11 protein-coding genes are annotated in these 13,543 nt (G+C 71.2%); 2 read left to right on the top strand and 9 right to left on the bottom strand.

Annotated features, from left to right (window positions below):
• Positions 1–2: 2 nt before the first annotated feature.
• Together F9278_RS42225 and F9278_RS42220 are read right to left on the bottom strand one after the other, a co-directional pair.
• Positions 3–353, bottom strand: a complete 351-nt coding sequence (locus F9278_RS42225; protein WP_152173044.1) for an ArsR/SmtB family transcription factor — start codon at positions 351–353, stop codon at positions 3–5.
• A gap of 506 nt (positions 354–859) precedes the next feature.
• A complete protein-coding gene (locus F9278_RS42220) occupies positions 860–1,645 on the bottom strand; it encodes a hypothetical protein (RefSeq protein ID WP_152173043.1) in 786 nt (261 codons plus the stop codon).
• A 255-nt stretch (positions 1,646–1,900) separates the two neighbouring features.
• On the opposite strand from F9278_RS42220, the gene F9278_RS42215 reads away from it, so the two are divergent.
• The gene (locus tag F9278_RS42215; RefSeq protein WP_152173042.1) at positions 1,901–5,671 is read left to right on the top strand and encodes an nSTAND1 domain-containing NTPase; all 3,771 of its coding nucleotides are present in this window, start codon (positions 1,901–1,903) and stop codon (positions 5,669–5,671) included.
• Positions 5,672–5,773: 102 nt separating this feature from the next.
• On the opposite strand, the gene F9278_RS42210 is transcribed toward F9278_RS42215, so the two are convergent.
• Entirely contained in the window at positions 5,774–6,625 is an 852-nt protein-coding gene (locus tag F9278_RS42210; protein ID WP_152173041.1) for an alpha/beta hydrolase, read from the bottom strand.
• A gap of 10 nt (positions 6,626–6,635) precedes the next feature.
• Entirely contained in the window at positions 6,636–7,433 is a 798-nt protein-coding gene (locus tag F9278_RS42205) for an SDR family NAD(P)-dependent oxidoreductase (protein ID WP_152173040.1), read from the bottom strand.
• 206 nt (positions 7,434–7,639) lie between these two features.
• On the opposite strand from F9278_RS42205, the gene F9278_RS42200 reads away from it, so the two are divergent.
• A complete protein-coding gene (locus tag F9278_RS42200) occupies positions 7,640–8,938 on the top strand; it encodes an amidohydrolase family protein (protein WP_152173039.1) in 1,299 nt (432 codons plus the stop codon).
• 170 nt (positions 8,939–9,108) lie between these two features.
• Here the strand turns inward: F9278_RS42200 and F9278_RS42195 are convergent, their stop codons facing one another.
• The 5 genes from F9278_RS42195 to F9278_RS42175 are packed head-to-tail and all read right to left on the bottom strand — an operon-like array spanning position 9,109 to position 13,433.
• Positions 9,109–9,567, bottom strand: a complete 459-nt coding sequence (locus F9278_RS42195) for a MaoC family dehydratase (RefSeq protein WP_404818989.1) — start codon at positions 9,565–9,567, stop codon at positions 9,109–9,111.
• Entirely contained in the window at positions 9,564–10,442 is an 879-nt protein-coding gene (locus tag F9278_RS42190; RefSeq protein ID WP_152174452.1) for an amidohydrolase family protein, read from the bottom strand. The genes F9278_RS42195 and F9278_RS42190 overlap by 4 nt, the downstream gene beginning before the upstream one ends.
• Before the next feature lie 5 nt (positions 10,443–10,447).
• On the bottom strand, positions 10,448–11,368 hold the full coding sequence (locus F9278_RS42185; protein WP_152173038.1) for an SDR family NAD(P)-dependent oxidoreductase: 921 nt from the start codon (positions 11,366–11,368) through the stop codon (positions 10,448–10,450).
• Positions 11,369–11,412: 44 nt separating this feature from the next.
• Positions 11,413–12,447, bottom strand: a complete 1,035-nt coding sequence (locus F9278_RS42180; protein ID WP_152174450.1) for a maleylacetate reductase — start codon at positions 12,445–12,447, stop codon at positions 11,413–11,415.
• A gap of 32 nt (positions 12,448–12,479) precedes the next feature.
• The gene (locus F9278_RS42175; RefSeq protein WP_152173037.1) at positions 12,480–13,433 is read right to left on the bottom strand and encodes an intradiol ring-cleavage dioxygenase; all 954 of its coding nucleotides are present in this window, start codon (positions 13,431–13,433) and stop codon (positions 12,480–12,482) included.
• Between the last annotated feature and the right edge of the window lie 110 nt (positions 13,434–13,543).

The raw sequence follows: 13,543 nt of genomic DNA, 5'->3' as shown, positions 1-13,543 counted from the left end.
CATCAAGCGGACCGGCTGTCCTGGATACCGGAGTCGGCCACCGCGGCCTCGGTCGCGGCGGCGCGCCCCGCGTCGGCGAGCGCCCCCTGGAACAGCGCCTGCAGCGTCGCGATGACGTCGCGTGCGGGACCTGCCGGATCGATCGAGTAATGCCGGAACCGGCCGGCCTTGCGCTCGGTCACCAGACCGGCGGCCCTCAGTATCCGCAGATGGCTGGAGACGCCGGTACGGCCGATGCTACTGATCTGCTCGGCGAGCTCGCCCACGGTGCACTCCTCGCGTTCGGCCAGTACGCCCAGGATCTGGCGGCGTACGGGATCGGCGAGTGCGTCGAAAGCCAGGTCCGCGGGCACCGGTGATCGCCCCCTCCATCGGTCAGCGACGGTTGACATGTTCCAGCGTAGTCCAGGCGTGGGCCGTCCTTGTGTCGAGGTTCGTTGCCGGACCGGGGCTCCGGGAGTCTCCGCGTCAACGCCCGGCGCGGGGGCCGGGGCCGGGCCCGCGGTCCGGACGGCCTCCCTCCTCACGGCCGCCGGGATCACCACCGTGGTGCCGCGGGCCTTCCTCGCCGGGCCCGTTCGAGGTGCGCGACGCACGGCACCGTGGCGTCGCCGAAGCGCCGGCGCGTCGGACCGGGCGTGCGCCACGTCGTAGACCGCACGTACCTGGGCCGTGTCCGCGAAGTCCCGCCTGTCCCGCCTGTCCCGCCCGCCTCGCGACGACGGGACTTCGCGGACACGGCCCAGGGCCCCGGGCGACGCACGCCGGGGAGCCGGCTCGCGCATGACGATCCGGCTCCCGTACCGGGCAGGGCGGCGGCGTCCCCGGGGACGCCGCCGCCCTTCCACCCGGGCCGGCCTCAGGACGAGGACGAGGAGTAGCTGGGGCCCCGGTCGCGGGCGTAGTTCCAGCCGTTCTTCTCGTTCAGCTCCGTCGAGCCCTTGATGTAGCGCGTCAGGCTGTTCTTCTTGACGCCCGTCGGGTTCGTGGTGTTGCAGTGGCTCTTGATCTCGGCGTCGGTCATGGTGACGTAGTTGTACGACTCCCAGCCGCCTTCAGGGTCCTCGATCTTGGACTCGTAGTTCTTGTCGTACCAGTAGTAGTGGCCGTGGTAGCGCTTGCCGAAGTGCAGCTCCCAGTCGCCCTGGATGATCTGGTAGCCGGTGCCCCGGTTGATCCACGCCTTGTGGTAGGGCTCCATGGTGTAGTCCACGCTGACCGTGGTCGTGTGGGACTTGTCGAAGGTCTTGCCGAACGTCGCGGTGGCGGAGACCGAGATGGGCTCCCACAGGGCGGAGGCCAGGGTCGCGGAGATGTTCGCGTTGGTGGACTGGCCCGTGGTCTCCGACCAGGACCAGGTGCGGTGCACGGTGCCGCCGCAGTTGTACACGGTGTTGCCGACCTGGTGCTTCGCGCCGACGAAGCCACGGGACAGCGACGTCGCCTCGAACTTGCAGGAGTCGGCGGTGGTCTTGCACTGGGAGAGCAGTTCCTGCTCGGTGGGCATGGTGTCGGCGGCGGAGGCGGCCGTGGCGGTGGTCGCGACAAGCGCGCTCGACGCGGCGAGGGCGGCGCCGAGGAGGGTGACGCGTCGTGCCCGGCGGGTGCGCTGGGTGGCCGACCGCGTCGTGACGGTGGGGGACATACGTGCTCCTGCTTTCCAGGTCGCTCGATGTGCCGGGGATCCGGCTCTGACACGACGATGGCAACCGAAGAGTTGGCTGACACCTCCCTTTCGTCACTCCGGTCAACCGGCCGGCGGCCGGGGGGTTGTCCGATGTCATCCTCCCGTCACCTCCGGACAACTGTGATATTCCCCTGGGGGCGTTTACCCGGCGTCGGACGAAACATAGAGTCATGACCCTGATGTCGTTTTGACTGGATGTACGGAGGTCAGGACATGGGACGCCCCGAGAGGCCGCTGGGGCCGGAGCAGGGTCCTGTTCAACGGCTCGCGCACGAGTTGCGGGAGCTGCGCAGATCCGCCGGAAGCCCGTCCTACCGGGCCATGACGGAGGCCGCCGGCTTCTCCGCGGCAACGTTGTCAGAGGCGGCCCGCGGAAAGCGCGTGCCGTCCCTGGCCGTCCTCCAGGGCTATGTGCGGGCCTGCGGCGGCGATCCGGTCGCGTGGGAACCGCGCTGGCGGGAGGCGCGGGCGGCCCTGACGCGGACGGTGCGCGACGAGGGGACGGCGCGGACGGAGTCGCCGTACCGGGGGCTGACCCGGTTCGAGCCGGCCGACCGCGCGCTGTTCTTCGGCCGGGACCGGTTGGTGAACGAGGTACAGGACCTGGTGTGCGAGCACCGTTTCGCGGTGGTGTTCGGCGCGTCCGGCTGCGGCAAGTCCTCCCTCCTGCGCGCCGGGCTGATTCCCCGCCTTCAGGAGCGGATCGCGGAGACGGGCCGGCCTGCGGCCCTGCGCATCCTGGTCCCGGGCCCCAGGCCCGCCACCACCTACGGCCATCTGCTCGCCCCGGGGGCGGACGAGCCGGAGAGCTGGGTCGTGGTCGACCAGTTCGAGGAGGTCTTCACGCTCTGCCGGGACCCGCAGGAGCGCACCCGGTTCATCGATCTGCTGGTCGCGGCCCGGGACCCGGCGAGCCGGCTGCGGGTGCTGATCGCGGTGCGGTCGGACTTCTACGCCCGCTGCGGTGAGCACCGCGAGCTGGCCGACGCCCTTCTCGGCTCGGGTCTCCTGATCGGCCCCATGACGGCGGACGAACTGCGCGAGGCGGTGGTCGGACCGGCCCAGGCGGTCGGGCTGCTGGTCGAGCGGGAGCTGACCGCGCGCGTCGTGGACGAGGTCCTGGACCAGCCCGGCGCGCTGCCGATGCTCTCGCACGCCCTGCTGGAGACCTGGCGCCGGCGCCATGGACGGCTGCTGACGGTGTCCGTCTACGAGGCGGCCGGCGGGGTGCGCGGTGCGATCGCGGCGAGCGCCGAGGAGGTCCACGGCCGGCTGTCCGCGCGGCAGGCCGCCGCCGCCCGCCGGCTGCTTCTGCGGATGGTCGAACCGGGACACGGCACCCCCGACACCCGCCGCCCGCTCTCCCGGGCCGAACTGGACGAGTGGGAGGACCCGGACGTGCCGCCGGTGGTGGAGCGGCTGGCCGCCGCCCGTCTGCTGACCGTCGACGAGAACGAGGTCCGCCTCGCCCACGAGGCCCTGATCACCTCCTGGCCACGGCTGCACGACTGGATAGAGGAGGACCGCACCCGGCTGCTCCACCACCGGAGCCTGACCGAGGCGGCCCGGGCGTGGCTGGAGCACGACCGCGATCCGGGCACGCTGTACCGGGGCGCCCGGCTGGCCCGGGCGCAGGAGCTGTTCCCGGACCATCAGCGGCACCCGGCCCTGACCGCGACGGAACGTGCCTTCCTCGTCGCCGCGTTCCGGGCCCGCGACGCCGAACACCGGGACGCCGCCCGTTCCGTCCGCCGCGCCCGGACCCTGGCCGTGACGCTCGCGGTCGTGCTGGTGATGGCGCTGAGCGGTGGTCTCGTCGCTGTCCAGCAGGGCCGGGACAACCACCGCCGCCGTACCGAGGACGCGGCACGCCGGGTCGCTGGCGTCGCGAACACCCTGCGCACCACGGATCCGGACACGGCACAGTCGCTGGGTGTCGCCGCCTGGCAGGTGGCCCAGCTGCCGGAGACCCGGCGGGCGCTGCTGGGTTCCCTCGTCCAGCCTGAACTGGACACCTTCGTGGACCCGGCGCCGGGCGGTGACACCATGCGCTACCTGGTCGACTCCGGTCGTACGCTGCTCAGCGTCGACGGCCGGGTGTGGCGGACCTGGGACGTGGCAGGTCACCGGGCCATCGCGTCGGGGCGGCTGCCGCGCGGCGTCGTCGTCGAGGGGGCGAGCGGGGACGGGCGGCTGCTGGCGGTCTCGGAGAAGGGGGGCGTCCAGCTGTGGGACACGGCCGCCGGACGGTCCGGGCAATGGCGCGCCGACCGTGTGCCGGCGTCGTCCTTCGTGGGTTTCACCGGCCATGACTATCTCGTCAGCGACGACGACAGCTACCGGATACAGGTGCGGTCGGCCGCGGACGGAAGACGGCTCCTGGACGTGCGGGCGGAGAGCGAGGCGCTGGTGGCGCCCAGCCCGGACGGCAGGCTCGTCGCGGTCTGCCCGCTCGGGGGCGCGCCCCGGATACGGGACCTCGGCACCGGCAGGACGGTGACCGGCGCCTGGGCACGGGACGGCGACATCTGCGACGGGGAACGCTCGATGCTGGTGCTGGGCGGCGGGCGTCGTCTCGCCGCGGTGTCCGAGAACGACGTACGGGTCTGGGACGTCCGGTCGGGGAACGAACTGGCCGATCTCCATGACCCCGGGGTGCGGTACGCCGCCTTCAGCGCGAACGGCCGCTTCCTCGCGACCACCGACGCGGAGGAGCTCAGAGTGTGGCGGGTGGGCGTCGCCGCACCGGTGTTCCGGTATCCCCTCCACAACGAGCATGTGTACGGCGGTCCGGCCTGGGACCCGAAGCGCCCCGTGCTGCGCTACCTCGAAGGCGGGACCGTGCACACGGTGGACCTGACCACCGCGGTCACACCCGCCTGGCAGGACGCCCCGGTGGACGCGGCACAGCTCGCACCGGACGGCCGTACGCTCGCCACCGCCCGCCGTGTCGGTGACCGCTACCGCGTCGAACTGCGCGACACCCGCGACGGCGGGCTGCTGCGGACCCTGCCGGCCGCGCCGACGCCCGTCTCCTCCGACCGCGCTCAGCCGGTGCTGCCGGAGGACACTTCTCCCCTGCTGGCGTTCGCCCCCGACGGCAGAACGCTCGTCTACGGCGTCGCGGCTCCCGGTGGGAGGATGTCGTCGCAGCGGTTCACGGTCTGGGACGTGGCCAGGGGCCGGAGCCGTACGACTCTGGACCTGGCGGCCCGCCCGTCGGCCGGGCCGGTGAGCACGCTCGCCGTCGGCCGGGACGCCCGAACCCTCTACCTCTCCCGTGTGACCGACTCCGGTGAGCCGGGCAACGAGACGTGGGACGTCGCGCACCATCGCAGAGCGAGGGTCCTCGGCTCCCCGGTCGGCAGCCACCTGGCGCTGCGCCCCGACGGCCGGCTCCTGGTCGGCGACAGCCGCTTCGCCGACGTCCGCACCGGTCGGGTCAGCGGACGCGGCCTCGTCCAGGGGGAGCAGATCGGGGCCGTCGCCTTCGCCGAGGACGGCTCACTGCTGGCGGCGGGGGACATGGCGGGCAGGGTGGCCCTGTGGGACGGGAACCTGCGGGAGCAGACCGGGACGCTGTGGAACGTCTTCCCCACTCCGGCCGACCGGACATCCACGGATCTACTCGACGACGGCGCGGAAGCCGTGAGCACCCTCGCGGTCAGCCCCGACGGGCGCACCCTGGCGGTCGGCGGTGACCAGGGATCCCTCCAGCTGTGGGACATCACGACGCAGCAGCCCCTCGGCGGGCTCCTGACGACGCCCGGCGAGGCGATCGAGAGTGTGGCGTTCAGCGCCGACAGCGGCACACTGTACGCCGCGAGCGCACACGTCCCGCTTCAGCGCTACACCCTCGATCCGGCACACGTGGTCGCGTCGGTGTGCGCGCGCACGAGAGGCGAGGACCTGACGCGGGCGCAGTGGCGGACGTACCTGCAGGACGTGCCCTACCGCAGGGTGTGCGGCGGGCGACGGGGTTGACGACGGTCCGGCGGAGTGGACATCGCGCGGGCCGCCGGCACGTCGCGGCGAGTCCTCGGCCGCGCGTCGCGGACGCGGCGGCCGAGGACGGTCGCCCACAGGTCATCGCGGTCCGGTGATCTCGCGCACGAAGTCGATCGCGGAATCGAAGACGGGTCGCGGATCGTCCAGTCCCATCCAGAGGTGGTCGGCCCCTTCCACCACTTGGAAACGCACGTCCACCCCCGCGTCGGTGAGGGCCTGGACGAGGGTCGCGCTCTGCTCGAACGGCACATAGGTGTCGGCGGTCCCGTGCACGACGAGAAACGGCGGGGCCCCCGGACGGACGTGGGTGATCGGACTGGCATCGCGGACCAGTGCGGGCACGGACGACGCGGGGGCTCCCAGCAGCCGCGCCTCGCGCGTGTCCTCGGGGTCGGACGACAGTGCCGCCGCGGCGCCGGCGACCCCGGCCACGGAGCCCAGGTCCGTGGGGCCGTACCAGTCCACGAGGCCCCGCACACGGCAGTCGTCCCGCAGCACGAGAAGCATGGCGAGATGGGCACCCGCCGACTCCCCCCACAGGACGGTCCGGTCCGCGTCGTAGCCGTACTGCTCGGCGTGTCCGGCGAGCCATTCCATGGCGGCCGACAGGTCCTCCAGCTGCGCAGGGAAGCGTGCCTCTCCGCTGAGCCGGTAGTCGACGGAGGCCACGGCGAAGCCCTCGGCCGCGAGCAGTTCGAACGGGCTGGGCCGCCACTCGACGAAGGTGGGAGTGAGCACCTTGCGGTCACCCCGCACCCAGCCACCGCCGTGCACGAACACCACCAGCGGGACGGGCCCGGCATCGGTGGCCGGCGGCAGATAGAGGTCGAGCCGCAGCGGCCGGAACCCGAGTGTCTCCGCGTAGACCAGGCCGTCCAGCAGGCGCACGCCGTCGGTGGCGGGTGTGGGTCCGTTCGTCTGATCGCTCATCGCACGCTCCTCAGGCACCGATCATGTTGAAGCCGCCGTCGGCGTTCAGGTAGACGCCGGTCATGTGGGCCGCGTCGTCCGTGGCCAGGAAGAGCGCGGTTCCGGCCAGCGCGGCCGGGCCCGGGATGTTCCGCAGCGGAGTCTGGGAGATCAACTGCTCCCGGCGACCGCCCTGCCAGTCCTTCCGGGTCAGCGTGGCCTCCGTCTCGATGAAGCCGGGGGCGAAGGTGTTGACCCGCACCGTCGGGGCGAAGGCCTGCGCGTACGACTTGGTGATGCCGAGGATGCCGTACTTGGCGGCGGCGTACTGCGGGGCCCGCGCGCTGCCCCGCACGATGACGGTGGAGCCGATGTTGACGATCGACCCGTGTCCCTGTTCCAGCATCCGGTCGCCGAACTCGTGGACGCAGAGCATGGTGCCCTTGATGTCGACGGCGAGGACGTGGTCGATGGACTCCTCCGTCACGTCGCGCCAGGACATCTGCTCGCGTGCGACGTCACCGACGTTGTTGATGAGCACGTCGAGACCGCCGAAGCGGCTGAAGACCTCGTCCGCCATCCGCCGGATGTCCTCGTGGCTGGTGATGTCGGCCTGGGTGGTGAACGCTTCCCCGCCGAGGTCCTTGATCCGGGCCACCGTCCGGTCGGCCCCGGCGGCGGAGCTGCGGTAGTGGACGGCCACCCGGGCTCCCTCCTGCGCGGCGCGTACGGCGATCTCGGCGCCGAAGCCGGTACCGGCACCGGTGACCAGCACGGTGCGGCCCTCGAAGCGGCGGGGAACGAAAGCGGTTGTCGTCTGCTCCGTCATGGGCTTCTTCTTCCTGGATTTTCACTCAGCGAGAGCTACTTTCACCTTACGTCCCGGGTAACTGTAGGCAGAGGAGGCCCCACTGTCCACGGCCCCACCCACTTGACAGGTACCTCCGTTCGAACAAAACTCACGAGTACCGACAACGTGAAAGCAAGTTTCATGGGACGAAAGCTTGCGTCGGGAACAGACTTGGAGCGTGGACGATGCGTCGCACTGTCTTCACAGGTGGCTTGGTCTTCGACGGCACGGGCACGGAGCCCTTCCCCGGCGAAGTGGTGGTCGAGGACGGGCGGATCGCCCAGGTGACCCCGGGCTGGTCGGACGACACGGACCGGGACGAAACGGCCCTGCGGGTCGACTGCACGGGCCGCACCGTGATGCCCGGCCTGATCGAGGCCCACTCCCACCTCACGTTCCCCTCCGCGGTGGGTCACCTCGAACCGGGTTTCAACCCACCCCTCGACGTCTCGTTCTTCCATCGCCCCTTCTCCGCACCGGCCCACCTGGAGATGGCCGAACGCAACGCCCGCATCCTGCTGGACGCCGGATTCACGACGGCCTACTCGGCCGGCTCGCTCACCCCGGGCGCGGTGGAGGTCCGGCTGCGCGACCGCATCCGCTCCGGAGCGGTCCCCGGCCCGCGCCTGCGCGCGGCCAGCTTCGAGCGGGACAGCTCCCCCTTCAGGAGCGACGGCATCCCGCTGGCGCTCGGCCCGCAGTCCGTGCAGGCGTTCGTCGCCGAGCAGGCGTCCCTGGGCTTCGACAACGTCAAGTTCCTGCTCAGCAACGACGACGTGTTCACCCCCGGCGGCTCGCAGCAGACGCAGTACTCCGAGGAGGAGGCACAGGCCGCCTCCAGGCAGGCCCGCGAGGACGGGGTCTGGCTCAACTGTCACGCGCAGTCCGCCGAGGCCGTCAAGCTCGCCGCCCGCAACGGCTTCCGTGCCGTGTACCACTGCACCTACGCCGACGAGGAAGCCCTCGACCTGCTGGAGGCCCGCAAGGACGACGACCTGTTCGTCGCCCCGGCCGTCGGCATCGTCTACGCCAACGTCCACGAGGGCGAGGAGTTCGGTATCACCGCCGAGGTCGCCGAAAGCATGGGCCAGCCCCAGTGCCTGGAGACCATGGCCGAGCTCTACCCCGAGATGCGCCGCCGCGGCATCCCCGTGCTCCCCGGCGGCGACTACGGCTTCCCGAACAACCCCATCGGCCGCAACGCCCGCGATCTCGACCTCTTCGTCCGCGTCTTCGGCTACACCCCCGCCGCCGCCCTCTCCGCCGCCACCATGCTCGGCGGCCGGCTGATGGGCATGGGCGACGAACTCGGCCTCCTCGCCCCCGGATACCTCGCCGACCTGCTGGTCGTCCGAGGCAACCCCGTGGAGGACGTCACCCTCCTGGAGGACCGCGCCAACCTTCTCGCCATCGTCCAGGAAGGCCGCTTCCACAAGGCCGACGCCGTCCTCGGACTCGCCGAGGCCGGTGCGGGCACGGGCTGACCCGGCGAGTGGCGGCCGGACCGACCTCTCCGGCCGCCGTGCGGTCAATGTCACCGCCGGTCCCTCCGGATCCGCGCGGGAGCACGCTACCGGAAGGCCGGTCATCGCCGGTTCGTGGAGCACGCGCAGGCCCGGGGATGTTCCGTCCCCGGGCCTCCCTCCCGTCACGGTCAGCGGTAGAACCGGAACACCGGCTGGGCGACGCACGCCGGCTTGGCACCGCCGCGGATCTCCACGAGGACGTCGGCCGTGATCTGGACGGCGCCGCCGGCGACTTCCTCCACCTCGGTCACGGTGCCGGTGAGCCGGATCTCCGATCCGGCGGGCACGGGGGCGGGGAACCGCACCTTGTTCAACCCGTAGTTGACACTCGTGGTGGCGTCGGCGACGTCGAACACCTGGCTCCACAGCGGAATGAGCAGCGACAGCGTGAGAAAGCCGTGCGCCACCGCCGCTCCGAACGGCCCGTCCTTGGCACGCTCGGGGTCGACATGGATCCACTGGTGGTCGTCGGTCGCGTCGGCGAACCGACCGATCCGGTCCTGATCGATCCGGAACCAGTCGCTGGTACCGAGCGACTCCCCCTTCATGGCGGGCAGTTCGTCGAACGTGATGGTCTTGGCGCTCACTTTGTTCCTTCCTCTGCCAGTCCGAGTGCCTTCACGGCGTTGTCCTTGAGGATCTTGGGTCGGACGTGGTCCTTGATGTCGAGCTTGGCGAAGTCGGCGAGCCAGCGGTCCGGCGTGATGATCGGGTAGTCCGAGCCGAAGAGCACCTTGTCCTGGAGCAGGGTGTTGGCGTACCTCACGAGCTGGGGCGGAAAATACTTGGGCGACCAGCCGGAGAGGTCGATGTACACCTTCGGCTTGTGGGTGGCCACGGACAGGGCCTCGTCCTGCCAGGGGAAGGACGGGTGCGCCATGATGATCGTCAGATCCGGGAAGTCGACGGCGACATCGTCGAGCAGCATCGGGTTCGACAGACTCAGCCGGATGCCCCCGCCGCCCGGGAGCCCGGCGCCGATGCCGGTCTGGCCGGTGTGGAACAGGGCGGGGACACCGAGTTCCTGGGCCACCTCCAGCAGGGGGTAGGCACTGTGGTCGTTCGGTGCGAAGCCCTGAAGGGAGGGATGGAACTTGATGCCGCGTATCCCCCTGTCCTCGATCAGCTTCCGGAAGGTCCTGGCTCCGGCCCGCCCCTTGGCCGGGTCGATGCTCGCGAACGGGATCAGGATGTCGGCGTGCTCGGCGGCGACGTCGGCGATCTCCTCGTTGGACAGCGCGGTGTGCCCGAGTCCCGACTCGACGTCGACGGTGAACACGACGGCCGCCGTCCGCCGTTCGCGGTAGTAGCCCGCGATCTCCGCCAGGGTCGGTGACTCGTAGTCGGCGCCGAAGTACTGGGAGGACGCCTCGATGAACCGGTCCGGCAGGGACACATGGCCATGACTGTCGATCTCGACATGGACATGGACGTCGATGGCGTCCAGCGCGGCGATGTCCAGGGCACTCATGACTGCTCCTTCACTGCCGGTGGTTCCGGAAGGCGCTCGCCCACGGTCTGCTCGTGCTCGGCGAAGGCCGTCGGCCAGGCCTCGGCGATCTCGTCGGCGCTCCAGCCGTCCTCGGCGTACGCGGACACGACCTGGGTCGGGTGGCTCCACAGGCTCAGCCGGTCCCCGCCGATGCCGATCGCCTGGCCGGTGACGCCCGCGGAGGCGTCGGAGGCGAGGTAGACGACCAGGCCCGCGACGTCCTGCGGCGAACCGAAGGCGAGCGCCCGCCGGGCGAACGACGGCATCGGCCGCCCTTCCCGCAGCGCGTCGACGTACGGCTTGAGAGCCGGAACGGTGTCGGTCATGGCCGTGGCCGCGACCGGGATCAGCGCGTTCACCGTCACGTTCGCGCGCTGGAGTTCGAGCGCCCAGGTCCTGACGAAACCGACGATCCCGGCCTTGGCCGCCGAGTAGTTGGTCTGCCCGAAGTTGCCCCGCTGGCCCGCGGGCGAGCCCACCGCGATGATCCGTCCGCCCTCGCCCTGTTCACGGAACCGGATCGCGGCGGCCCTCGCGCAGGTGAACGTGCCCTTCAGATGGACGTCGATCACGGTGTCGAAGTCGCCGTCGGTCATCTTCCAGAGCACCTTGTCCCGCAGCACCCCGGCATTGGTCACCATGACGTCCAGTCGGCCGAACTCCGACACCGCTCGCGCGACCAACGCGTCGGCGGCCGACGCGGGCCCGACGGCCCCGACCTCGGCGACCGCGCGTCCACCGGCCTCGACGATCTCCTTCACCGCCGCTTCGGCGGCCGTGGGGTCCACGTCGTTGACCACGACCGCGGCGCCCGCGGCGGCCAGTTCCCTGGCGTAGGCCAGGCCCAGGCCTCCGCCGCTGCCCGTGACGACGGCGACCTTCCCGTTCAGATCCATGCGTGCGTGTCCTTCCTCGTCTCTTGTCCGATGTGTGTCTGCGGTCAGCCCGTCGGCGGCTCGCCGGCCCATGCCGCGCGCAGCAGTCGCGTCAGCCCGTCCGCGGTGACCCCGACAGGGTTGGCGTACGGGTTCGCGAGCACCTCGTCGACGATCCGTGCGATGTCCGTCTCCGCCATCCCCAACTCCCGCAGGGAGCGCGGCGCGCCGAGTTCACCCGCCAGGTCCCAGAGGCGGCGCGCGGGATCGGGGGCCGCGCCCAGTGCGCGGGAGAGCGCGGCCACGGCGTGCCGCGCCCCCGACTGGTTGTAGGCCAGCGCATGGGGCAGCACCACGGTGTGGGTCGGGGCGTGCGGCAGGTTCAGGGTTCCGCCGAGGCTGTGGCAGAGCTTGTGGTGCAGGGACATGGTGGTGGCACCGAGGCACGCTCCGCACAGCCATGCCCCGTACTGCGCGCGGCCCCTGGCCTCGATGTCGTCGGGGGTCCGTACGAGATCCGGCAGCGCGCCGGCGAGCGCGCGGACGCCCTCCTCCGCCATCAGCGAGACGATCGGGGTGGCGTCCGGTGCGTAGAGGGCCTCGACGGCGTGCGCGACGGCGTTCATACCGCTGGTCACCGACATACCGACGGGAAGGGTGAGGGTGAGCTCGGGGTCGTACAGCACGCTCACCGGCAGCACCCGCGGATCCCTGCCGGTGCGCTTGCGCCCACCCTCCGTCAGCCCCCAGACCGGTGTCATCTCCGAACCGGCGTACGTCGTCGGCACGGCGACGACCGGCAGGCCGTGCGCCAGCGCGACCGCCTTGCCGAGCCCGATCGCCGAGCCTCCGCCGACCGCCACACAGCAGTCGGCACCGAGTTCCCCGGCCCGGTCCCGGGCCCGGTCGGCCACCTCCATCGGGACGTGCATACGGGCTTCGGCCAGCACTCCGGCCGTGCGCTCGCCGAGCGTGGCCGCGACCGCCCGCCCGGTCTCCTCCTGCTCGGGGCTGCACAGCACGAGCGCCCGCTCGAACCCGAGGTGCGCGATCTCGTTCGGCAGCGACTTCACGACGCCGGCGCCGAAGACGACCCGCATGGGCAGGGACTGATGGGTGAACGCCGACGGATTCACGACCGCGTCCTCCTGCTCGCGTCGTCCTGCTCGCCGGTGACGTCGACCGGACGCAGTACGACATCGAAGTGGACGGTCCGGAAGGGGTTGGGCAGGCCGAACTCCGCCGCTCGCGCGGGATCGTCGACCGTCGGGAACTCGCGTACGAGGCTGTCCTTGACGCCGAACACCGCGTCCGAGTCGATGTAGGGCGTGCCCTCGACGAACAGATGGGTGACCAGGGGCCGGAAGCCGTCCGCCCGCACGTCGAAATGCACATGCGCCGGCCGGTACGGGTGGCGGCCGGTCGCCGCGAGGAGTGCGCCCACGGGACCGTCGTCGGGGATGGGGTAGTAGAGCGGAACGATCGACCGGAACCAGAAACGCCCCTCGTCGTCCGGGGTGAACAGGCCTCGCAGATTGCGCTCCGGCTGGATGTCCGGCTGCTGGACGTCGTAGAAGCCGTCGGCGTTGGCCTGCCACACGTCCACCACGGCACCGGTCACGGGAGTGCCGTCGACCGAGGTGACCCGCCCGGTGACCAGGCACGGCTCGCCCTTGCCGTCCAGGGCGATGTCCGCGCCGAGTGCACGCGGCGGCGAGTCCACCATGTGAAAGGGGCCCTCCACGGTGGACTCCGTGGCCCCGCTCGCCCTGTTGGTGATGGTCTCCACCAGCATGGACAGGCCCAGGACGTCGGAGAGCAGGACGAACTCCTGCCGTACCGGCGTACAGGTGGCTCCGACATCGGTGAGAAAGCGGACGGCGGTCGCCCATTCGTCCACCGTGAGCTCGACGTCCTTGGCGAACGCGTGCAGGTGATGGACCAGTGAGGTCAGCAGTTCACGCAACCGCGGGTCGGGGGTGTTCGCGAAGCTGGAGGCCACGACCTCGGCCGATCGTTCCTCGGTGAAGCGCTCGAAGTGGGAGGCGGGCGCGGTGGCTGGTGTGGGGGCAGCGGTGGTGTCCATGGTCATCCGTTCGTGTGCCTGTGCTGTGGGACGCAGCGGTCGAGGGACCACGTCGGGCCGTACCGGGAGACCGCGTCCCGTCGAGCCGAAGTTCGGGGAGCAGGTCTCTC

Origin of the sequence: Streptomyces phaeolivaceus, from assembly GCF_009184865.1 — a bacterium.
Classification (GTDB): domain Bacteria; phylum Actinomycetota; class Actinomycetes; order Streptomycetales; family Streptomycetaceae; genus Streptomyces; species Streptomyces phaeolivaceus.
Note: the sequence above shows the minus strand (reverse complement) of the source record. Positions and strands in the feature narration are given on the sequence as shown.